19 protein-coding genes and 2 pseudogenes are annotated in these 22,282 nt (G+C 71.4%); 18 read left to right on the top strand and 3 right to left on the bottom strand.

Annotated elements, in window-relative coordinates; all coding sequences use genetic code 11:
• Window position 1 precedes the first annotated feature (1 nt).
• Window positions 2–2,536: an MMPL family transporter gene (locus ABT369_RS04875; RefSeq protein WP_350610357.1), complete on the top strand. Its 2,535-nt coding sequence runs from the start codon at window positions 2–4 to the stop codon at window positions 2,534–2,536.
• 49 nt (window positions 2,537–2,585) lie between these two features.
• Here ABT369_RS04875 and ABT369_RS04880 read toward each other — a convergent pair whose 3' ends face one another.
• Complete coding sequence (locus tag ABT369_RS04880; RefSeq protein WP_350610358.1) at window positions 2,586–4,007, bottom strand: MDR family MFS transporter; 1,422 nt, start codon at window positions 4,005–4,007, stop codon at window positions 2,586–2,588.
• A 65-nt stretch (window positions 4,008–4,072) separates the two neighbouring features.
• On the opposite strand from ABT369_RS04880, the gene ABT369_RS04885 reads away from it, so the two are divergent.
• From ABT369_RS04885 to ABT369_RS04900, 4 genes are all read left to right on the top strand, one after another.
• Window positions 4,073–4,669, top strand: a complete 597-nt coding sequence (locus tag ABT369_RS04885; RefSeq protein ID WP_350610359.1) for a TetR/AcrR family transcriptional regulator — start codon at window positions 4,073–4,075, stop codon at window positions 4,667–4,669.
• Entirely contained in the window at window positions 4,666–5,007 is a 342-nt protein-coding gene (locus ABT369_RS04890; RefSeq protein WP_350610360.1) for a cyclic-phosphate processing receiver domain-containing protein, read from the top strand. The genes ABT369_RS04885 and ABT369_RS04890 overlap by 4 nt, the downstream gene beginning before the upstream one ends.
• Window positions 5,008–5,016: 9 nt before the next feature.
• Complete coding sequence (locus ABT369_RS04895; protein ID WP_350610361.1) at window positions 5,017–6,126, top strand: WD40 repeat domain-containing protein; 1,110 nt, start codon at window positions 5,017–5,019, stop codon at window positions 6,124–6,126.
• Between the two features lie 64 nt (window positions 6,127–6,190).
• Window positions 6,191–6,619 carry a carbohydrate binding domain-containing protein gene (locus tag ABT369_RS04900; RefSeq protein WP_350610362.1) on the top strand — a complete coding sequence of 143 codons (429 nt, stop codon included), beginning with the start codon at window positions 6,191–6,193 and terminating at the stop codon, window positions 6,617–6,619.
• 17 nt (window positions 6,620–6,636) lie between these two features.
• On the opposite strand, the gene ABT369_RS04905 is transcribed toward ABT369_RS04900, so the two are convergent.
• Window positions 6,637–6,981 (bottom strand): hypothetical protein, encoded by a 345-nt coding sequence (locus tag ABT369_RS04905; RefSeq protein ID WP_350610363.1) that lies wholly within the window; start codon window positions 6,979–6,981, stop codon window positions 6,637–6,639.
• Between ABT369_RS04905 and ABT369_RS04910 the strand changes: the two genes are divergently transcribed.
• From ABT369_RS04910 to ABT369_RS04970, 13 genes and pseudogenes are all read left to right on the top strand, one after another.
• Entirely contained in the window at window positions 6,974–7,480 is a 507-nt protein-coding gene (locus ABT369_RS04910; RefSeq protein ID WP_350610364.1) for a 3D domain-containing protein, read from the top strand. The genes ABT369_RS04905 and ABT369_RS04910 overlap by 8 nt on opposite strands.
• Window positions 7,481–7,569: 89 nt before the next feature.
• On the top strand, window positions 7,570–8,562 hold the full coding sequence (locus ABT369_RS04915; protein ID WP_350610365.1) for a hypothetical protein: 993 nt from the start codon (window positions 7,570–7,572) through the stop codon (window positions 8,560–8,562).
• A gap of 127 nt (window positions 8,563–8,689) precedes the next feature.
• The gene (locus tag ABT369_RS04920; RefSeq protein ID WP_502891705.1) at window positions 8,690–9,436 is read left to right on the top strand and encodes an SDR family oxidoreductase; all 747 of its coding nucleotides are present in this window, start codon (window positions 8,690–8,692) and stop codon (window positions 9,434–9,436) included.
• Between the two features lie 146 nt (window positions 9,437–9,582).
• Entirely contained in the window at window positions 9,583–10,119 is a 537-nt protein-coding gene (locus ABT369_RS04925; RefSeq protein WP_350610367.1) for an RICIN domain-containing protein, read from the top strand.
• Between the two features lie 297 nt (window positions 10,120–10,416).
• Window positions 10,417–11,847, top strand: coding sequence for a carboxylesterase family protein (locus tag ABT369_RS04930; RefSeq protein WP_350610368.1), 1,431 nt, complete (start codon window positions 10,417–10,419; stop codon window positions 11,845–11,847).
• 81 nt (window positions 11,848–11,928) lie between these two features.
• Complete coding sequence (locus ABT369_RS04935) at window positions 11,929–12,627, top strand: AMP-binding protein (RefSeq protein WP_350610369.1); 699 nt, start codon at window positions 11,929–11,931, stop codon at window positions 12,625–12,627.
• A 14-nt stretch (window positions 12,628–12,641) separates the two neighbouring features.
• The gene (locus ABT369_RS04940) at window positions 12,642–13,643 is read left to right on the top strand and encodes an AMP-binding enzyme (RefSeq protein ID WP_350610370.1); all 1,002 of its coding nucleotides are present in this window, start codon (window positions 12,642–12,644) and stop codon (window positions 13,641–13,643) included.
• Between the two features lie 8 nt (window positions 13,644–13,651).
• Window positions 13,652–14,344 (top strand): annotated as a pseudogene (locus ABT369_RS04945) (TIGR03084 family metal-binding protein); the annotation flags it as partial.
• Window positions 14,345–14,396: 52 nt separating this feature from the next.
• Window positions 14,397–14,999, top strand: a pseudogene (locus ABT369_RS04950) (carboxyl transferase domain-containing protein); the annotation flags it as partial.
• Window positions 14,996–16,954, top strand: coding sequence for an acetyl/propionyl/methylcrotonyl-CoA carboxylase subunit alpha (locus ABT369_RS04955; protein WP_350610690.1), 1,959 nt, complete (start codon window positions 14,996–14,998; stop codon window positions 16,952–16,954). The pseudogene ABT369_RS04950 and the gene ABT369_RS04955, both read left to right, overlap by 4 nt.
• Window positions 16,951–18,714: an acyclic terpene utilization AtuA family protein gene (locus ABT369_RS04960; RefSeq protein ID WP_350610371.1), complete on the top strand. Its 1,764-nt coding sequence runs from the start codon at window positions 16,951–16,953 to the stop codon at window positions 18,712–18,714. Before ABT369_RS04955 ends, ABT369_RS04960 begins: the two co-directional genes overlap by 4 nt.
• On the top strand, window positions 18,711–19,466 hold the full coding sequence (locus tag ABT369_RS04965) for an enoyl-CoA hydratase-related protein (protein ID WP_350610372.1): 756 nt from the start codon (window positions 18,711–18,713) through the stop codon (window positions 19,464–19,466). Before ABT369_RS04960 ends, ABT369_RS04965 begins: the two co-directional genes overlap by 4 nt.
• Window positions 19,467–19,507: 41 nt before the next feature.
• Window positions 19,508–20,140 carry a TetR/AcrR family transcriptional regulator gene (locus ABT369_RS04970; protein ID WP_350610373.1) on the top strand — a complete coding sequence of 211 codons (633 nt, stop codon included), beginning with the start codon at window positions 19,508–19,510 and terminating at the stop codon, window positions 20,138–20,140.
• Window positions 20,141–20,380: 240 nt separating this feature from the next.
• On the opposite strand, the gene ABT369_RS04975 is transcribed toward ABT369_RS04970, so the two are convergent.
• The gene (locus ABT369_RS04975; protein WP_502891706.1) at window positions 20,381–22,165 is read right to left on the bottom strand and encodes a family 78 glycoside hydrolase catalytic domain; all 1,785 of its coding nucleotides are present in this window, start codon (window positions 22,163–22,165) and stop codon (window positions 20,381–20,383) included.
• Between the last annotated feature and the right edge of the window lie 117 nt (window positions 22,166–22,282).

Here is a 22,282-nt window from a genome sequence, read left to right on the forward strand (position 1 = left end):
CATGGCCGAACTGTTGTACCGGCTCGGGCGTTTCAGCGCCCGCCGCCATTGGGTGGTGATCGCGACCTGGATCGTGGTCATCGGCCTCGCCGGGGGCGCCTACGCGCTGTTCCACGGCTCGCTGTCCGGGGCGATCACGATCCCCGGCACGCCCACGAGCAAGGTGGCCGACGAGCTCGCGGCGAAGTTCCCGAAGGCGAGCGGGGGCAGCGGGACCGTCGTGTTCGCCACCACCTCCGGCTCGGCCTTCACCGACCAGCAGAAGGCGGGCATCGCCGCGCTGCTCAAGGACCTCGGCGGCGAGCCCGGCGTGAAGGGCACCACCGACCCGTTCCAGACCCAGACCGAGCGCGACGCCCAGCAGCAGAAGATCACCGACGGGCGGGCCCAGCTCACCCAGGGCAAGCAGCAGCTCGACGCCGGTCAGGCGCAGCTCGACACCGGCAAGCAGCAGCTCGAAGCCGCCCAGCAGCAGCTGGACGCGGCCAAGGCGCAGTCGCCCGGCTCGGCCCAGCTCGCGGGCCAGCAGCAGCAGCTCGACAAGAAGAAGCAGGAGCTGCAGGCCAGTCAGAAGCAGATCGACGACGGCCGGGCCCAGCTCGAGGCGCAGGGCAAGCAGCTCGAGGTCGGCGCGCAGCTGATGGACCTGGCCAAGGAGCTGCGCACGGTGTCCAAGAGCGGCTCCGCGGCCGTCGGCGTCGTGCAGTTCGACACCCCGACGTACGAGGTGCCGAAGGAGGTCAAGGACGACATCGTCCAGAAGGCCGCCGACGCGAAGATCGACGGGGTCGAGGTCAACGTCTCCAACGACATCGCGCAGACCGTGCCGAGCGTGCTCGGGCCCGGCGAGGTCGTCGGTGTCGTCATCGCCGCGATCGCGCTGTTCGTGATGCTCGGCACGCTGCTGGGCGCCACCCTGCCGCTGCTCGGGGCGCTGCTCGGCGTCGGCGTCGGGGTGCTCGCCGCGCTGTCGTTCTCCGACGTCGTCACCATGATCTCGGTGACGCCCGTGCTCGGCGTCATGCTCGGCCTGGCCGTGGGCATCGACTACGCGCTGTTCATCCTCAACCGGCACCGGCGCCAGCTCAAACAGGGCGTGGAGATGGGGGAGTCGATCGGCCTGGCCAACGGCACCTCCGGCAACGCCGTGGTGTTCGCGGGCTCGACCGTGCTCGTCGCGCTGCTCGCCCTCAACGTCACCGGGATCCCGTTCCTGGGACTCATGGGTACCGTCGGCGCGGTCTGCGTCGCCGTAGCCGTGCTCGTCGCGATCACACTCACCCCGGCGCTGCTGTCGCTCGTGGGCCTGCGGATCCTCAGCCGCAAGGAGCGGCGCCGTATCGGCGAGGCCTCCGCGCTGCCGGCCGTGCCGCAGACCACGATGTCGACGGGCCGCTCGGTGCTCACGCTCATCGCCGGGGTGCTCGTGCTCGGGGTCATCGCGATCCCGGCCATGTCGATGCGGCTCGGGCTGCCGGTGGGCTCCGCGGAGGCGGAGGACTCGCAGCAGTACCGCGCCTACAAGACGGTCGAGCGGGAGTTCGGGGCCGGCGTGAACGGGCCGCTGCTCGTGGTCGCCCACCTGCCCGGCAAGCCCACCGGCACCGACCTCACCGCGATCGAGGCGGCCATCGGCGCCAAGCTCGCCGCCCAGCGGGACGTGGTCGCGGTCGCTCCGATCGGCGCGTCCGACGACGGGACCGTGGCCGCGTTCCAGGTCGTGCCCAAGGACGGGCCGTCCAGCGAGTCCACCGCGCAGCTCGTGCGGGACCTGCGCGCCGCGTCACCGCTGAGCGTCGAGGCCGGGAAGGTCGAGCTCGGCGTGGCCGGCAACGCCAGCGGCAACATCGACGTGTCGCAGAAGCTCGCCGACGTCCTGCCGTTGTACCTCGCGCTCGTCGTCGGACTCTCGCTGATCATCCTGATCTTCGTGTTCCGGTCGATCCTGGTTCCGCTGACCGCCACCGCCGGCTTCGTGCTGTCGCTGCTGGCGGCGTTCGGCGGCCTGACCGCGATCTACCAGTGGGGCTGGCTCGGCGGGATCTTCGGCGTGCACGACCCGTCGCCGGTGCTGAGCTTCCTGCCGACGATCGAGATCGGCATCCTGTTCGGCCTGGCCATGGACTACCAGCTGTTCCTGGTCTCGGGGATGCGGGAGGCGTACGTCCACGGCGCCCCGGCCCGCCTCGCCGTGCGCCGCGGCCTGCACGCCGGCCGGGCGGTCGTCACCGCGGCGGCGATCATCATGATCGCCGTGTTCGCCGGCTTCATCTTCTCGGAGTCTGCGACCATCCGGCCGATCGGCTTCGGGCTCTCCTTCGGCGTGCTGGTCGACGCCTTCGTCGTGCGCATGCTGCTCATCCCCGCCGCGATGCACCTGCTGGGCCGGTCGGCCTGGTGGCTGCCGAAGTGGCTCGACCGCATCCTGCCCGACGTCGACGTGGAGGGCGCGAAGCTCGAGCGCACCCACCCGATCGACCCGCACACCACTCACCCCGAGCCCGTCCCGGCGGAGGCCGCGACCGGCACGGCCTGAGTCATCGCAACTGCCCGGCCGGCGTTCGCCCGGCCGGGCAGTTCGCCGTTCAGGCTCGACCCGCGCCGGCCGCGACCGGCACCGGCCGGGCGTCCGCTCCGGCCTGGGTGCCGCTCCGGCCGGGCAGGAGCAACGCGAGCACCAGCGCGATGCCGGTGAAGCCGACGGTCCACCAGAACGCGATGTCGAACGCGGACGCGAGCGAGCCGGTGCGGGTGGCCGAGGTGGCCAGGATGACGGCGAGCAGCGCCACCCCGACCGAGCCGCCGACCTGCTGCGCGATGCGGGTCACGGTGCTCGCGTGCGGCACCTGCTCGCGCCCGAGGCCGACGAACGCGACCGTCATCAGCGGGATCATCACGATGCCCATGCCGAGGCCCCGCACGAACAGCGTCGCCAGGAGCCACCAGGTCGCCGTGTGGGCGCCGGCGAACGCGAACGGTACGGTGCCGAGCCCGACGAGCAGGAACCCGAGCACGGTCACCGAGCGGGCGCTGAAGCGCTCCATCAGCCGACCGGCGACGCTCCGGCTCAGCAGCGAGCCGACGCCCTGCGGGATCAGCAGCAGGCCCGCGCCCAGCGCGTCGGTGCCGCGCAGCTGCTGCCAGTACAACGGCAGCAGCAGCATCGCACCGTAGAGCGACGCGCCGGAGAGGAACATCAGCGCGGAGGCGGCCCACGTCGGGCGGGAGCGCAGCACCTCGAGGTCGACGAGCGCGGCTCCCCGGCGGTGCAGCGCCCACAGCACGAACGCGACCAGCAGCGCGGCGCCGGCGATGAGCGGCGCGAGGACGTCGGCGCGGCCGAAGCCGCCCGGCTTGGTCACGTTGGACAGGCCCCACAGCAGGGCGACCAGCGACGGGGACAGCAGGACCAGGCCGACGGCGTCCAGCGGGGCACGGCGGGCCGGGCCGTCGGCCGGGATCATCCGCCAGGCCAGGAACAGGCCGGCCAGGCACAGCGGCACGTTGACCAGGAACAGCCAGCGCCAGTCGCCGACGCCGAGGATCAGCCCGCCGATCACGGGTCCGAGGATCGGTCCGACCGCGGCCGGCAGCGCGACGGTGCTCATCAGCCGCGCGCGGTCCGGGCCGGTCGCCGCCTGCATGACGATCGTGGTCAGCAGCGGCATCATGACGCCGCCGCCGAGGCCCTGGACCACGCGGAACGCGATGAGGCTCGGGGCGTCCCAGGCGAACGAGCACAGCACCGAGCCGAGCAGGAACACCGTCAGCGCGGCCATCCACAGCCGCTTCGCGCCGAGGTGGCTCTGCAGCCAGCCGACGAGCGGGATGACCACGCCGAGGGCGAGCAGGTAGGCCGTGGAGACCCACTGGATGGTGCCCACGCCGGCGTGCAGGTCGCCGCCGAGCTCGTGCAGGGCCACGCTGACGATCGTGGAGTCGAGGATGACCGCCACGGCGCCCACGAGGACGGCGACGGCGGTGCGCATGGCGGTTCGGTCGGTCATCGGAGCCACCTTAAGATACGCGTGTGTACCTAACCGACGGTACGGCGGCATGTTAAGATACGCAAGTGCACCTTAAAACGCGTCGACGCGGCGCCGATCTCGAGGACGCGATCCTCGAGGCGGCGTGGGAGGTGCTGAACGAGCACGGCTACGAGGGCTTCACCTTCGAGGCGATCGCCGCGCGGGCGGGGACGAGCCGGCCGGTGCTGTACCGGCGCTGGCCGCAGCGTGACGACCTGCTCCTGGCGACCCTGCGCAAGCACTGGACCGCGACGCCGATCCCGGTGCCCGACACCGGCAGCCTCCGCGACGACGCCGTCGGCGTGCTGCGCAACGCCGACGGCTCGCGCTCCCAGTGGATCACCCTCGTGAGCGTGCTGCTGGTCGACTACTTCCGCGAGACCGGCCAGAGCTTCAGCGACCTGCGTGCCGCGATGCGCCCGCCGGGCCTGGCCACGCCGTTCGAGCGGCTCGTGGCCCGCGCCGTGGAGCGCGGCGACCTGCCGGCCGCGCCGCGCTCGCCCCGCGTGGTGAACCTGCCGTTCGACCTGCTCCGCCACGAGATGCTGATGACCCTGCGCCCGGTCCCGCCCGAGGTCATCGACGAGATCGTCGACGACGTGTGGCTGCCGCTGCTGTATGCCACCACCGGTGCCGCATGAGGCTGCTCGTCGACGACCTGCGCGACTTCCTCGACCCCGCCCCGGCGCACGTGGCGCGCACGAGCCTCGCCGGCCTGGGGCTGCTGCGTCGGTACCGTCACGAGCGCATCGACGAGCTCTGGCTCGATCACGACCTGGGCGGCGACGACACCATCTGGCCCGTCGTCGAGGAACTGGAGCGGGCCGCCTTCGACGGCGCCCCCTTCGACGTCGGCACCGTCTACGTGCACTCCGCCAACCCGCCGGGCGCCGCGAAGATCCTGCAGGCGCTGCGCCGCTGGAACTACCACGCGGTGGCGGCCACGCATTCGGCCGCCGTCGGCTACCGGGACGTGTGAGGGCCCCGGATGTCCTGGCGGCCCGCAGCGATCCCGTGGACCGAGCCCGATCCGGCCGGCCCTCGCGGCGAGCCGGTCGCGGTGTCGGCGGACGGGCGGCTGCGCGCGGTCGGGAAGTACCAGACGGCCGAGATCTGGGACACGGCAAGGTCGACCCTGCTGCGCACGATCGCCGCGCACCGGCGGCTCGTCCAGGCCGTCGCCTTCTCGCCCGACGGGCGCACCCTCGCCACCCGCAGCTTCGACGACCTGGCGCTGTGGGACGTCGAGAGCGGGGCGAAGCTGGGGGAGATCGCCGGGCTCGCCGGGCCCACGTGCTCGGTCGCGTTCTCGCCCGACGGCGGGCTGCTCGCCAGCGGCTGCGACAAGGCTGGCGCCGCGCTGTGGCGGGTGAGCGACCTGACGGTCGCGGCCTGGTTCCCGGTCGGCGGCTTCCAGCTCGCGGCCGCGTTCTCGCCCACCGGGGACCGTATCGCGTTCGCCGGGCAGGACGAGACCGTCCGCATCTGGCCGGTCGACGGCGGCGGGCCGGTGACGCTGCGCGGGCCGGTCGGCTGGGTGGACGCGCTCGCGTTCGGCGCGGACGGGCGATCCATCGCCGCGACGAGCCGTGGCCGCGTCCACCACTGGACCGAGACGCCCGAACCGGGCCCGGCGTTCGCCGTGTCGCCGAAGGCCGCGGAGTTCATCGCCGGGGCGGTACGCCTGCCGTGGTTCACGCAACTCGGCCGGCCCTCCGCGCGGGACGACACCTGCGTGCGGCTGGCCGGCTGGGACGACTGCTCACCCGAGCCCGACGAGCAACAGCAGGGCTGGGCCGACGCGATCGAGCTCGAGGCCCGCACGCACGGCCGGGCCGAGGTCACCGGGCTGGTCGAGCGCGCCCGGCGCGAGGTGCTCGCCGCCGCCCGCCGGGCCGTGCCCTACGACGACGCCGAGGACTACTACCACCTGCCGAACGTCTGCGTGTGGGACGCGGCCGAGACCGCGGCGACCATCGCCGGCTTCCTCGCCCTCGGCTGGGCCGTCCCGGCCGGGCTCGAGCGGCGCTGGACCTGGTTCGCCGCCGGCCACTGGCCCTGCGGCGTGGACGGCACCGGCCGGCTGCGGGTGTTCTAGTCGCACCCTGAAGGAATAGTTAACAAACCTTGACATTAGGCGACCGAACCACTCTCATCAATGCATGCGTAGGTGGAGAGGTCTGGCGATCGGCGCCGGGTGCGTCACGGCCGCCGTGGTGGCGATTTCCGCGATGGTGCTGCCGGCCAGCGCCGGCACGAACGCCGTCGGCGATCCGGGCTTCGAGTCCGGCCTGTCCGGGTGGACGTGCAGCGGCACCGCGAGCGCGGCGACGGGCACCGTCCACTCCGGGACGTACGCGCTGAAGGCCACGCCCAGCGCCGCCGACACGGCCCAGTGCACCCAGTCCGTGCCGGTGTCGCCGAACACCACGTACACGCTGACGGCGTGGGTGAACGGCAGCTACGTGTACATCGGAGCCTCCGGCGCGAGCATCTGGACCCCGTCCACCGGCGGGGCGTTCCAGCAGCTCTCCACGTCCTTCACGACGTCGTCCACCACGACGAGCGTGACGGTGTTCGTGCACGGGTAGTACGGGCAGCCGACGTACTACGCCGACGACTTCGCCCTCACGAGCGGCTCGGGCGGCGGCGGTACGACGGCACCACCGACCAGCCCATCGCCGTCGAAGAGCCCGTCGCCGACGAGCAGCCCGAGTCCCACCAAGAGCCCGACCACCAGCCCGACCACCAGCCCGACCACCAGCCCGACGGGCGGCACGGGTCCCGGCGCGAGCCTCGCGGCCTGCCCGTTCTGGTCCACCGTCACCCCGCCGGCCCGGGTCATCGGGCCGAGCCACAACGCGACGAGCCAGGCCCCGATGATCAGCCTGAGCGGCCGGCTCCCCGCCCCGTCCACGGTGACCGGCTCCCTGAGCGGCTCGAGCGTGACCATCACGTTCAGCCGGGTGACGGGCGCCGCGGCGTACCGGGTGTGGCGCAACAGCCAGTCCGTCGGCTGGGTCGACGACTGGGGCCAGGCGACGCTCTCCGTGACCGACACGGCCCCGTGCCGCAACGCGCACTACACGATCGCGGCCCTGCGCTCCGACGGCAGCGACGCCTCCACCGGCGCGCTGTCCCAGCCGTACATCCTCGCCGACAGCGGCGCCGTCCAGCCCTACGCGCTCACCCCGGGAACCCAGTTCCAGTACGAGATCACGTCCTACAACGACGCCGGCCAGACCGCGAGCGGCATCAACACGGCGCTGGGCATCTGCGCGGTCGACACCCGCTACATCCCGTGGGGGACCCGCTTCAAGGTCGACGGGTACGGCTACTGCTACGCGGCCGACATCGGCACCTGGATCCAGGGCCAGATCGTCGACGTGTGGCTCCCGGGCGCCGAGGCCGACGCTTGGGGCGTGCAGAAACGGACGATCACCATCCAGTAAGCGGTGGTGAGTGACCGCCCACCGAACCTGCACATGTTCGCCCCGGCGCCTGCACGCCCGCGTCGCGAGTGTCGAGTAGCGTGCGCGCAATGGGTGTGCGCTGGGCTGCTTGGGTGTCAGCCCTGGGATTGACGCTCGCGCTGCTCGGCGGGTGTGCTGGTCGTGATCGGGGCCCTGTGACGGCGGTGGGCTGGACGTCGGCCGGGGATGTGGTGCTGGTGCGCGACGCGTACGACGAGGCGGCCGTGCTGTGGACGGGCCCTCGTGGTGGCCGCCTGCAAGCGGTGTCGCTCGGTCGGGTTTGCTCCGGCGTGACGGTGATGTCGATCTTCGCGTTGGCCGCACCGAAGATCGGGTTGGTCGTGTCGTGCGGCGGGAACGACCCGCGCGTCGCGTTCGTGTCCTTCGACCCGCTGACCCTTCAGGGACAGGCCCTTGCGGCGGTGGCGAGCGCGAATCTGCCGCTGCTGTCCGGGTACGGCGGGGGTGTCTGGTCCGAGCCGGATCGCTCCGCGTTGATCGAGTACACCACCTTGGGCTGCGCAGGCTTGGGGACGCTGACCGGAGCCACGGTGCATCCGCTGGACATCGACGTCGTGTTGCCCGGCGGTTCCCTGCGGCTCGCGGACGCGCTGCCGGAGGTCGGCGGTGCGGGGTGCGCGGCCCGATCGTTGGCCCGGGCTGTGTCCCTGTCGCCGCACGGACGGTATCTCGGGTTCTTCGTCCATGTTTGCGCAACGCCGTGCGCCGGGCCGATGCCCGATGCCCGGCCTGGACCGGTCGCCGTGGACGAGATCTGGCAGGTCGTGGTGCAGGACCGGATCAACGGCACGGTCACCGTGCCCGGCGCGCGGTTTCGATGGCCCCTGAACACGGCGATGACCGACGAGGGTGTACTTGTGATCAGCGCCGGTCAGGGCGACGAAGCCGGGTTGTACAGGTGCCGCATCACGACCTGCGACACCCCGATCCGGTTGGCGAACGGCCGGTTCGGCTCGGTGCACATCCGGCCGGACGGCGACGAGATCATCGCGCTGCGGCAGGGCACAGACGAGCCGACCTTCATCCCGCTCGGACGGTGACAGCCGTACCCGGTCCTCGCCGCGACCTGCCGGGACACACGGGTGCGGTAGGACCGAATGACCGCGCGAGATGCTCCGAGTCTCGGCCAACCGGGGAAGTATCGCTAGTACGTCTTGCTCGTGACGGATGGGAAGAGGACGGATGACAACCAGCACGGCCGCCGGGAAGGTCAGTCTCGTGACCGGGGCCAACAAGGGCATCGGGTTGGAGATCGCGCGACAGCTGGCCAGGCTCGGCCATACGGCATTGGTCGCAGCGCGCGACACCACGCGCGGCCAAGCGGCGGTGCGGCTACTTCAGGCGGAGGGACTGGATGCGGTGTTCCTGCCGCTGGATGTCACCGATCAGTCGAGCATCGATGCGGCGGCGAACGCGGTCGAGGAGCGTTTCGGCCGGCTCGACGTGCTGGTCAACAACGCTGCCGTCGCCTTGGACGACGCGCCGCCCAGCGGCCTGGACGTCGCCATCCTGCGTCGGACCTACGAGACCAATGTGTTCGGTGTCTTCGCGGTCATCCGGGCGATGCTGCCTTTGCTGCACAAAGCGGACGCCGGCCGGATCGTGAACATGTCCTCTGGTGCGGGATCGCTCACGCTGACCAGCGGCCCGGACTGGCGACCGGAATGGAACACGCTGGCGTACAACACGTCGAAATCGGCGCTCAATGCCATCACGGTGCATTTCGCCGTCGAGCTGCGGTCCACTCCGATCAAGGTCAACGCGGTCAATCCCGGCTACGTGCGTACCGACATGTCTCCGCAAGGCGACCGCACCGTGGAGCAAGGAGCGATCGCCCCGGTCCGGCTTGCCACCCTGCCGGCCGACGGCCCGACCGGTGGCTTCTTCGACGAAAACGGCATCGTTGCCTGGTGAGGGCTTACGAACCGGCGCAATCAGCGAACACGGTGAGGCCGGAGACGCCTACCTGACAGCGCAGGAGGTATGGCACCGGATGGAACGCGTTGCTGATGCCGGGCGATCCCGTCCCGGCGACGAGCACGCATCGAAGGAGCGCGATCATGACGCACCCGTTCCGCACGTTCCTGCGCCGGTCCACCCTGGTTGCCCTGGCCGTGGTGGCCGCGGTCGGGCTGACCGCCACGTCGGCGTCGGCGTTGAACCCACGCACCTACAACCAGCTGCAGAATGCCAACGCCCACCGGTACTGCATGGACATGAAATCCGAGGACCCGGCCGAGGGGGCCAGGGCGCAGCTGTGGAACTGCACGCACGTAGCGGAGCAGCAGTTCATCCTCGTCGGGGCGAGCGGGCCGGTGCTCGGCCTGCAGACCATCCGGTCCAAGAGTGCCGGCAAGTGCCTGGCGGTCGCCGGCACGACGGCCGGGTCCGGCATCATCCAGCACACCTGCTACAGCGGCCCGGTTCCCAACCCCGGCGGCAGCTTCACCCAGGCCGAGAACTGGGATCTGCGCACGACCGGTGAGATCGTCAACGAGCTGACCGGCATGTGCCTGGACACCACCGCCGACAGCAAGGGCGCGTTCCTCATGGTGTGGCCCTGCAACGGCAACATCGCCCAACGCTGGTTCTTCTGAGAATCCCGGCTGTCCTGCGCCCACCCGCGTCACCGCTGCGGGCGGGCGCAGGACGCTGCGCGGGTTCGGTGGACGCGCTTGCTGGCAACCCCGGCGGCCGCGTAGTCTGCACAAAGATTAGCGTAGTGCTAACTAGTCGAGGCCAGCCCGAGTCGCACCAAGTTGGGTCCGGGTGTGATCCGGGGGAACCATCTGCGGGGAGTGACATGACGGGGGTTCACGAGATGCCGGAGGCGGCCCCGGCCCTGCCGACGTGTGAGGTTCACACGCGTCAGGGCGCGGTGCGTGGAGTGGTGCGTGGGGGTGTTCGCACCTTCTGGGGCCTGCGTTACGCCAGTCCCGCAGTGTTTCCAGCGTGCCCGGCCGAGCCTCGGCTGGAGCGGCGTCTTCGACGCCACGGTGCCGAAGGCGATGGCCCCGCAGGCTCCGTTCGGCGACATCTTCCGGACCCCGCCGGGTGGCTTCTCCGAGGACTGCCTCTATCTGAACCTCCATGTGCCCAATGAGCCCTCCCTGGCTCCGCGGCCCGTCCTCGTCTGGATCCATGGGGGCGCGGGTGGCTCCGGGGCTGCGAACCAGTACGACGGAACCGCGCTCGCCCGCCAGGGCGACCTCGTCGTCGTGACGATCAACTACCGGCTCGGGCCGCTCGCCCAGGTCGACGTCGCGGAATGGGGGCCCGGGTATGAGGGCTCGGGCGATCTCGCCTTCTACGACCAGGTGTTGGCCCTGGAGTGGGTGCGCGATCACGTCGGCGACTTCGGCGGGGACCCGCAGCGCGTCACCATCGCCGGTGAGTCCGCGGGCGCCGGCGCGGTCGTCGAGTTGTGCGCGTCCCCCGTCTCCGCCGGCCTGTTCCGCGGTGCCATCGCCTCCTCCGCGCCGGTCCTGTCCGGCCGGCGGCCGGGTGGGCACCTCGCGGAGCTCGGCAAAAAGCTCAAGCTGGCGCCGGAGGAGTTGCGGCGCCGGCTCGTCGAGTGCTCCTGGCCCCAGCTGTTCGACCTGGCGGCGAAGGCGCGAGGGCGGCGCGAGGTGGCGAAGACCTACCTGCGCGGGCGGGTCGCTGATCTCATCGCCGCGAAGGGGGAGCGGGCCCCGGACCTGGTGATCGGATACGCGTGCCACGAGGGTGACTCGATGGAGTTCCTCATGCGGCGGGGTCTGCGGCGGCTCGGTCCGCTCGCCGGGCCGGCGCTGCATCTGCTGATGCTGCAGGTCGTGCCGCACGTGGCGGGTGGACGGGGCCTGCGAGGCGAATACCTGCGGCGGCTGCGGCGCGAGCACGGTGTCCGGTACGGCGCGCGATTCAACGACCTCGTGTGGACCGACCTGTTCCGGCGCGGCGCAGTCGAGGCGGCGGAAGGCGCGACGCGCTCGGGCGCTCGGGCGCACCTGTACGAGCTCGACGTCCCGACCGTCATCGCCGGGCAGCGTATGCGATCCACCCACGGCGTGGACATCAGCCTGACGTTCAACTGCTGGCGTGATCCGGGCGCGATGGACGATCCGCTCACCGACGATCCGCACGCCCCGGCACTCGCCGACCGATGGGTGGCGATGATCGCCCAGTTCTGCCGGACGGGCTCGGCGGACGGTCCCCTGGGTGCATGGCCGGCGTACGACCTGGTTGCACGCCGGGTCCTGCGGGTGACCCCGCAGGAGAGCCGGGTCCTGCGCGACCCCGACCCGGAGTACCGGCAGCGCGTCTGGCCTGAGCGGGCCGAGTAGGCGGATCTCTTGACGCCGCCCCGATCGAAAGTTTAGCGTAATGCTAAATCGGCTGTGAGTCAGGAGTGCAAATTGGTGGCCGTGCCCGCTGAGTGCCACTTCGCGACCCTCTGGGAGGCCATCGCCGATGTCATCGGCGACGAGCCCGCGGTCACGCAGGGCGCCCGAACCGTCACCTGGTCCGACTATGAGCGGCGGGCCGCTCAACTGGCCGGGGCGCTGAGCGACGCCGGCATCGGGGCCGGCAGCAAGGTCGCGCTCTACCTCCACAACGCCCCGGAGTACCTCGAGGCGCAGTTCGCCGCCCTGAAGATCCGGGCGGTGCCCGTCAACGTCAACTACCGGTATCTCGACGCCGAGCTCAGCTACGTGCTGGACAACAGCGACGCGGAAGTGGTCGTGTTCCACGCTTCGCTGGCCGGGCACGTGGCCGGGGTGATGGACCGGCACCCCGCCGTGCGGCTGTGGTTGCAGGTCGGCGACGCCGGGGCCGCACTGATCCAGGGCGCGACGTCGTACGAGCACGCGATCGCCGCGGCGAAACGCGCTCCGCGGCAGGCCAGGGACGAGCGCGACGTCTACATGCTGTACACCGGCGGCACCACTGGGACGCCGAAAGGGGTGATGTTCCCGATCGGGAGTTCACCCGGCGCTGGGTCAACTCCATCGCCGAGCTCCTCGAACAGCCACCGCCGCAGGGCCTCGGCTGGTGTATTGAGACCGCACGACACCTGGCGGCCGCCAAAGCCGCGCCGGTGGTGCTTCCCGCCTGTCCGCTGATGCACGGTACGGGCATGTGGCTCGGGGTCTTCCTGACCCACTCCATCGGGGGGCACGTCGTCCTGGCGCCCAGCGGGTCGTTCGATCCCGACGAGATCTGGGCCACCGTGAGCGCGCATGCGGTGACCGCGCTCGTCATCGTCGGGGACGCGTTCGCGCTTCCGCTGGCCCGGGCGCGCGAGACCGCCAGAGCGGCCGGGGCGGAGGACGACGTGTCCAGCCTGACGTTCGTCATGAGCTCCGGCGCCATGCTCAGCGCGCCCGTCAAGGCCGCGCTCATCGACGTGCTGGGCGACTCCGCGGTCATCGGGGACCTGATGGGGTCGACCGAGGGTCCGGGCGGATCTGCCACCACGACGAAGCACGACGCGACGGACACCGCCCGGTTCATGCCGGCGCCGGGCGCCCGGGTGTTCACCGAGGACGGAACCGACGTCCGGGCCGGCTCCGGTGTCCCGGGCCTGCTCGCCATCACGGGGCTGGGCAACGTGCCCATCGGCTACTACAAGGACCCGGAACGCAGCGCCCGGCTCATCCGCACCGTCGACGGGGTGCGTTACTCGATCCCCGGTGACTGGGCGACCGTCGAGACGGACGGCACGATCGTGCTCCTCGGGCGTGGATCGGGCTGCATCAATACCGCCGGGGAGAAGGTGTTTCCCGAGGAGGTGGAGGAAGTCCTCAAGCAGCATCCGAGGATCGACGACTGCATCGTCGTCGGCCTTCCCGATGAGCGCTTCGGCGAGCGCGTCGCCGCCGCGGTAGCGGCCGCCCCCGGCGCCGATCTGGACCACGACGAGGTTCGGTCGTGGGCCAAGACACAGCTCGCGGGCTACAAGGCCCCCCGGGTCGTGCTCATCCTGCCGAGCATCCCGCGGGCGGTCAACGGCAAGGCCGATCTGCGTGCCGCCCGCACCCTGCTGCTCGAAGCCGAAGCGCAGCAGCGCGCCGCGGGCCGGTCCGCCGAGCGGCCCACGACGACACAAGCCGCCCGTGCGGACGAGGAGAACCTGTGACCGACCCAGTGGCGATCATCGCCGACCTCGCGGACGAACACGCCGCCCTCGACGGGCGGGTGTGTGACCTGGACGAGCGCCAGTGGCAGGCGCCGTCGCCCGCGGCCGGCTGGACGATCCGCGACTCCATCAGCCACCTGTACTACTTCGACGCCCGCGCGCTGTTCGCGATCACGGACCCGGACGGGTTCGCGCGGCATCGCGCCGAGGTCCATGCGTCCGGCCTGGCCCCGGGTATCGACGTCGCCCCCGGCCGCGAGCTCGGCGGCCGCGGCCTCCTGCGAGCCTGGCGCGAGACCAGAGCCGACCTGCTCGCCGGGCTCGCCGCCTTCGACCCCGGCCGCCGGGCGCTGTGGTACGGGCCGGACATGTCGCTGACCAGCTTCGTGACGGCCCGCCTGATGGAGACGTGGGCCCACGGTCAGGACGTCGCCGACGCGCTCGATCTGCCGCCCGTGGTCACCGACCGGCTGCGCAGCGTCTGCCACATCGGGATCGGGGCGCGCGCCTACTCGTTCTGGCAGAACGCCGCGACGGACCCCGGGGACCCCATCCGTGTGGAGGTCACCGGCCCCTCCGGACAGCTGTGGACCTGGGGACCCCAGGACGCCGCCGACCGGGTCACCGGGACGGCCCTTGACCTCGCCCTGCTCGTGACCCATCGGCGCCATCGCTCGGACACCTCGCTCACCGTCACGGGCGAGACGGCCGAGGCCTGGCTTGCGATCGCCCAGGCGTTCGCCGGTCCCAGCCTACCCGGTCGGCATTCTCGGCAACAACGGCCCGCTGTTCCCGGAGTCGGCGGTCAAGGCTTCGCAGTTCATCCAGCTCTGCAACAAGATCAGCACGCCGTTGCTGTTCCTGCAGAACATCACCGGCTACATGGTCGGCAAGGAGTACGAGCGGGCCGGCATGGTCAAGCACGGCAGCCAGATGATCAACGCGCTGTCGAACTCGAAGGTCCCGCACATCACGGTCGTCCTCGGCTCGTCCTACGGCGCCGGCAACTACGGCATGGGCGGCCGCGGCTTCGACACCCGCTTCCTGTTCCTGTGGCCGACGGCCAAGCTCGCGGTCATGGGGCCGCAGCAGATGGCGGGCGTCACGTCCCTGGTGCGGCGGGGGCAGGCCGCGCGCAAGGGCATCGCGATCGACGAGGCGGCCGAGCAGGCGCTCACGGACGCGGTCGCGGACATCACCGAGCGGATGTCGCTCGCCCTGTACGCGACCGGTCGGGGCGTGGACGACGGCGTCATCGACCCGCGCGACACCAGGACGGTCGTGGGGCTGTGCCTGTCCGCCTGCCACAGCGCGCCGGTCGAGGGCGCCACCACCTTCGGAGCGTTCCGGCCGTGATCACCACGCTGCTCGTTGCCAACCGGGGCGAGATCGCCCGCCGGATCATGCGCACCGCCGCGGCCATGGGCATGCGCACCGTCGCGGTCTACAGCGACGGCGACGCGCACGCGCCGTTCGTGCGCGACGCGGACCTGGCCGTGCCCCTGCACGGGCAGACCGCGGCGGAGACCTACCTCGACGCGGCGAAGGTGCTCCACGCGGCGCGTCTGGCGGGAGCGGACGGCGTGCACCCCGGCTACGGCTTCCTGTCGGAGAACGCGGGCTTCGCCCGGGCCGTCGCCGAGGCGGGGTTGACCTGGGTCGGCCCGACGCCCGCCGCGATCGCCGCCATGGGCGACAAGCTCGCCGCCAAGACCCTCATGGAGGAGGCCGGCGTCCGGACGCTTCCGTCCCTGCGGCTCGAGGAGGGTGCGGACCTCGCCGCCGCGGCCACCAGGGTCGGCTTCCCCGCCCTCGTGAAGGCCGCCGCCGGCGGCGGAGGCAAGGGCATGCGGGTCGTCGAGCGGGAGGAGGAGCTCGAAGACGCGATCGCGGGCGCGCGCCGCGAGGCGCAGGCCGCGTTCGGCGACGGCACGGTCTTCCTCGAGCGCTACCTCACCGGGGCACGCCACGTCGAGGTGCAGATCCTCGGCGACAAGTACGGCAATCTGGTGCACCTGTTCGAGCGGGAGTGCTCGATCCAGCGCCGGCACCAGAAGGTGATCGAGGAGTCCCCGTCCCCGGCGGTGAGCCCGGCGCTTCGCGAGCGGATGGGGCAGGCCGGACTGCTCGCCGCGAAGGCGATCGGCTACGAGAACGCCGGGACGGTGGAGTTCCTGCTCGCGCCGGACGGCGCGTTCTACTTCCTGGAAGTGAACACGCGACTGCAGGTCGAGCACCCCGTCACCGAGATGGTCACCGGGCTCGACCTGGTGCGGGAGCAGTTGCTGGTGGCGCAGGGCGCGGCGCTGTCGTTCACGCAGAGCGACCTGGCCCTCACCGGGCACGCGGTCGAGGCGCGCCTCTACGCCGAGGACCCCGACAACGACTTCCTTCCGGTCACCGGCACAGTGCTCGTGTGGGAACCGGCGACCGCACCGGAAGCGAGGTACGACAGCGGCATCGAGTCCGGCAGCCGCATCGGCGTCGAGTTCGACCCGTTGCTGGCCAAGGTCATCGCGCACGCGCCGAGCCGCGCTGAGGCCGCGCTGCGGCTGGCCCTGGCCCTGGAGCGGACCGCGATCCAGGGCACGACGACCAACCGCGACTTCCTCGTCGCCACCCTGCGGCACCCGGCGTTCCTGGCCGGCGACACCAGCACGGACTTCATCACGACGATCGACCCGCCGCGCTCGCGCGAGGTCGCTCCGGCCGACCTGGAGGCGGCGGCCGTGCAAGCCGCGCTCGCGGCCCAGTCCTGGCGCCGTGCGAGGTCGGCGCTGGGGCGCTTCCCGAGCGGATGGCGCAACAGCGTCCTGCCGCCCGAGACGTTCACGTACCTGCACGCGGACCGCGCTGTGCCGGTCACCTACCGCGCGCTGCGCGACGGCAGCTACGCGGCGACCGTGGCCGAGCGCGCCACGACCGCGCGGGTGCTCGCATGCACCGAGCGCGAGATCGAGGTCGAGTTCGACGGGATCAGGCACCGCTCGATCGTGCGCAACCACGGACCGCGCTGGTGGGTGCACGGACCGCACGGCGACGTGGAACTCGCGCTCGTGCCCCGCTTCCCCCAACCGGAGGCCGAGGGCGTCGACGGCGGCCTCGTGGCCCCCCTGCCCGGTGCGGTCATCGCCGTCCAGGTGAGCGCCGGGGACGCGGTCGAGCCGGGCCGGCTCCTGGTCATCGTGGAGGCAATGAAGATGGAGCATCGCATCACCGCCCCGCACGCGGGGACGGTCGCCGAGCTGCGTGTCGCGGTCGGCGACCAGGTGGCGGCCGGTGACCTGCTCGTCGTACTGGAGGAAGCGTGACCGCGCGGCGTGCTGTACGGATCGCGAACTGCAGCGGCTTCTACGGAGACCGGCTGGCCGCCGCACGCGAGATGGTCGAGGGCGGTCCCATCGACGTCCTCACCGGCGACTGGCTCGCCGAGCTCACGATGCTCATCCTCGCCAAGGACCGCATCAAGAACCCGGACGGCGGCTACGCCAAGACGTTCCTGAAGCAGATGGAGCAGGTCATGGGCACCTGCCTCGACCGCGGCATCAAGGTCGTCGCGAACGCCGGGGGCCTCAACCCGAAGGGCCTGGCCGGCGCGCTCGAGCGGCTCGCCGAGACCCTCGGGCTCGCCCCGGCGATCGGGTACGTGGCCGGCGACGACCTGCTCCCGCGGCTCGACGAGCTCAAGGGCGCCGGGCACGAGCTGCGCAACCTCGACACCGGCGAGGCCATCGGGGACCGGACCGTGCTCACCGCCAACGCGTACCTCGGCGGCTGGGGAATCGTCGAGGCGCTGAGCCGGGGGGCCGACATCGTGGTCACCGGCCGGACCACCGACGCCGCCGTCGTGATGGGCCCGGCGGCGTGGTGGCACGGCTGGGGGCGCACCGACTACGACGCCCTCGCCGGCGCGCTCGTCGCCGGGCACGTCATCGAGTGCGGCTGCCAGGCGACCGGCGGCAACTACGCGTTCTTCCAGGAGGTTCCCGGCCTGGAGCACCCGGGCTTCCCGATCGCCGAAATCGCCGCGGACGGCTCGTCGGTTATTACCAAGCACGACAGCCACGGCGGTCTGGTCTCGGTCGGCACCGTGACCGCGCAGCTGCTGTACGAGATCGCCGGGCCGCGCTACCTCAACCCGGACGTCACGGCGCGCTTCGACACCATCGCCCTCGCCCCGGTGGCGCCGAACCGGGTACGGATCAGCGGGGTCCGCGGCGAGGCGCCGCCCGCGACCTCGAAGGTCTGCGTCAACCTGGCCGGTGCGGTGAAGGCGTCACTCACGTTTCCGCTGGCCGGCCTCGACGTGCGGGAGAAGGCCGACCTGCTGGTGCGATCCCTGTTCGCCGCGGTTCCCGGCGGACGCGAGAGCTTCCAGTCGGTCGAGGTCGATCTGGTGCGCTCGGACCACGAGGACCCGCAACGCAACGAGGCGGCGATCGCCAACCTGCGCATCACGCTCAAGGACCCGGACGAGAAGAAGTTCGGCAAGCCGCTGACCTCGGCGATCACCGAACTCGGGCTCGCCTCGTACCCCGGCTTCTTCGGCGGCCCGAGCTCCGTTCAGGCGTACGGCGTGTACTGGCCGGCCGCGGTGCCCTCGGACCTGCTCTCGCACGAGGTCGTGGTGGGCGGCGAGGTGACGCGGGTCGCCCCGACACTGCCCACCGGGGCGGAGCCGGCGGTCGAGGTCGAGCGACCCGCGATGCCGGGGCCGGCCGGTGGGCGGACGCGGCGAACACCCCTGGGCCGGGTCGCCGGAGCCCGCTCCGGCGACAAGGGCGGGAACGCGAACGTCGGGGTGTGGACCCGCACCGACGAGGCGTTCGCGTGGCTGAGCGGCTACCTGACGATCGACCGGCTCAAGGCGCTGATGCCGGAGACCCATGGGCTCGAGGTCGAGCGGTTCGACCTGCCCCGCATCCGGTCCCTGAACTTCGTCATCCACGGGCTGCTGGGGGAGGGGGTCGCGTCGAGCGGCCGGATGGACCCGCAGGCCAAGAGCCTGGGTGAGTACCTGCGGGCCAAGCACGTCGAAGTGCCCGTCGAGCTGCTTGAGGGGAAGCCGTGACCGCGGTCCGCTACGAGGTGCGCCACGGCATCGCCACCCTGACCCTGGCCGAACCCGAGAACAAGAACGCACTCAACGCACGCATCATCAACGGTCTCGGCGATGGACTTTCGGCGGCGGCCGCGGACGAGGCCGTACGGGTCATCGTCGTCACCCACGAGGGCACCACGTTCTGCGCGGGCGCCGACCTCAAGGGGGGCGGGCCGGCGGAGACACCGAGGTACTCCTTCCCGGACGTGCTGGCCGGCATCCAGGACTCGCCCAAGCCGGTCGTCGCCGTGCTCCGGGGGCATTGCATGGGCGGCGGCGTCGGGCTCGCGGCCGCGGCCGACCTGTCGTTGGCCTCCACCGACGTGACGTTCGGCTTCGCGGAGGTGCGCATCGGTGTCGCGCCCGCGATGATCTCGGTCGTCCGCCTGCCCAAGCTCTCCAGGGCCGACGCGGCGGAGCTCTTCCTGACCGGGCGCAGGATTGCTGCCGCCCGGGCCGCCGAGGTCGGCCTCATCAACCGGGCGGTCGCGCCACCCGACCTGGACAACGAGGTCCGTGCCCTCCTCGACGAGATCGTGGCGGGAGGCCCGCAGGCGCTGGCGGCCACCAAGATGCTCCTGTCGAGCGTGCCGGCCCTGAGCCGATCGGAGGCGTTCGCGTTCACGCAGACGCTCTCCACGGAACTCTTCCGCAGTTCGGAGGCTGCCGAAGGGATCGCGGCGTTCCGTGAGCGCCGGCCTCCGGCATGGATGCCGTCCTAGCGGGCTCCCCCGCCGAGTTGGCGCTACGCTAATATCAGGGCATGGCTGAAGCGGCGGCGAACGACAACGACGAGGCGCAGGGTCGCCGGCGGGGTCGGCAGGAAACCGAGGCTGTGCTCATGCGTGCCGCCCTGGAGCTGCTCGCGCGAGAGGGTGTGCTGGCGGGCCTGAACCTCAAGGACGTGGCGGACGAGGCCGGGGTGAACCGCGGCCTGATCCACCACTACTTCGGCAGTCGCCAGACGCTGCTCCGCAACGCCCTCGACATGGAGATGCACGCCCTCGCCGAGCGCGTCGGCATGGAGGCCTACGTCAATCCGGCACGACGTGGCGCACGGAGCTTCCGGGCCCAGGCCGACGAGATGCAGCTCGCCCGCGTCGTCATGCTCCTGGCGCTCGACGGGGACGACGAGCTCGCGCCCATTCCGTTCTACGAGAGCTCGCTGGAGTTCCTGAAGGACGAGCAAAGCCGAGGCATCTGGGACGAGGATCTCGACCCGCGGGCTCTGCTGGCGCTGTGGTACTCCTTCCTCAGCGGTTACCTCGTGCTGCGTCCGGCGTTGGCCCGGCAGCTCGGGTTGGCGGTCAAGACCCTGGACGCCCGGGTGATGAGCACGATCGGCCGCATGTGGGGACCACTGTGGCACGAGGGCGACGACACCGCGGCGCACTGAGGACCTGACCTCGTCACCACGCGTTGATGGGTCCGCGCTGCGGGACCCGTCAACGCGGACTTCCGCGCGCGCCGGTGTCGCGCACCGAATTCGACTCGCTTGCAGTCACCGCGGCCGCGGACGGCATCGCGGTGGCTGACTCGCGCCTACCGTGCGCCGCGACCGCTTCCCCGCGACTTAGCATAATGCTAATCTCTGGGGCATGCGCGGACTGGTCTATCACGGCCCCCGGGACGTTCGTCATGACGTCGTGCCGGATCCCATCCTCTCCAACCCGGCCTGGAGCCGCACCCAGCGAAGCATCGTGGGGTAGAGCCGTTCGAGCAGCCGGCGGTCTTCGTAGTGGAGCCAGTGCTGCCATGGCACGTGCGCGGCCGCATCCGCCCAGCCCGCCGCGGTCGCGAAGAACGCCGCTTCGAACGGGTACTCGTCGCGCAGTGATTCGTGCCGGTCCGGGACGATCGTGGGGACGCCCCCGGACGGGTGCTGCTGTGCGGCGAGGTCGTGCAGCCACTTGGCGTTGAAGCCGGCGACGTCGTAGAGGAAGGCGGCGGTCGGCATGAACAGTTGCCAGTCGCCGGTCCAACCGGCTCGCTCCCGCGTCGGGCAGTCGGTGGGCACGTCGCAGGCGTTGCCCCGGAAGCTCCAGTCGCTGATCTCGTGCAGCTGGTTCAGCTCGTCGTTGCTGCAGGCGAAGTGCCCGGTGCGTTCCAGGTCGCTGTGCACGACCTTGGCCGTCACGTCCGCCACGGCCAGGTCGCGCGGATGGCCGGTGATCGAGACGTACCGGAATCCCTTGGTGGTGTGCCGCGGCTCGTACGGCTCGTCGTTCCCGGCGGAGACGATCGAGTCGGTCTGCGCCACGCCGTCCAGGTGCGCGAAGTGCAGATGCTCGATCGTGACGTCGCCGCCGGCATCCAGCGCCTCCCCGTACACCAGTGAGACCTCGCATCCGGCGGGTCCCGCGTCGCGCAGCCGCAGCCAGCCGTTGATGTTCTGCCCGACGTCGACGACCTGGGTGCCGTTCGGCAGCTTGTGCACCGCGGCAGCGGACAGTTCCTGGACCTGCCGGACGGGTGGTGCGACCGGGCCGACGAGCGTGTCGTGGCCGCGGTCCGCGCGGAGCACCGGCTGCCAGTCCGACGGCGTGATGCGCTGGTCCTGGTGCTGCCCGCGGGTCAGCTCGACCGCGGTGACCGAGCTCGGGGCGCACTCCCAGGCCGGGCCGGTGCCGAAGACCGTCGTCGTGCCGTCCTCGAGCTCGATGTGCAGCTGCCCCAGGAAGGCGGTTCGGTCGCCGTAGCCATCAGCGATGTTCATGTGCGGACTCACCGACCGGTACCAGCCGTCGCTGAGCAGTGCCGACACCTCGTTGCTACCCACGCGCAGCATCGGCGTCACGTCGTAGGACTGCACCTGTGTGCGGTGCGCGTATGCGGTGGAGCCCGGGGTCAGCTCCAGGTCGCCGACGCGGGTGCCGTTGACGAACGCCTCGTACAGGCCGTGCGCCGTGGCCAGCAGGGTCGCGCGCCGCACGGCAACGTCGAGGTCGAACGCACCCTTCAGCCAGTAGGCGGGCCGCTGGCCGCCGGGCGGCAGGGGCATCGTCTCATGTGGACCGATCCAGGCGGAGGCCCACTCGGGGAACGTGAGTAGCCCGGTGGAGAAGCGTTCCGGCTCGGACCAGTCGCTCTGGCCCAGGTCGGTCCAGACGCGCACCCGCCAGGTCAGGTCCTGCAGGCTCTGCAGGTGAAGACCCGCGGCCTCCACCAGGACGCTTCCCGTGGACTCGACGCGACCGGAATCCCATTCGCCCACCTGGAGTTGGTAGGCCACCTGATGGATCGTGCCGACCGGCAACCACCAGGAGAACCGCGGTGAGGAGAGCGTCAGGCCACGCGGGCCGCGCAGCCCCTCCACCCGAAGCCGGGATGGCCGTCCCACAACCAGTTCCGACACGTAGCCCCCTCGAATCTCGAATTTAGCAAAACGATAACACGGGTCGGAGAAGGCTCCGCCGGGCATTCGCGGGCGCGACGAGCGCACCGGAAGCGCTCGGGGTGTGCGCCGTGCACGGGATGCGCGCGGGACGATGCGTACGGTCGTACGCTGAGTGATGTGCTGGCAAGGCCGGATCGTGGG

It is taken from the genome of Dactylosporangium sp. NPDC000244 (genome assembly GCF_040300725.1).
Lineage (GTDB): Bacteria > Actinomycetota > Actinomycetes > Mycobacteriales > Micromonosporaceae > Dactylosporangium.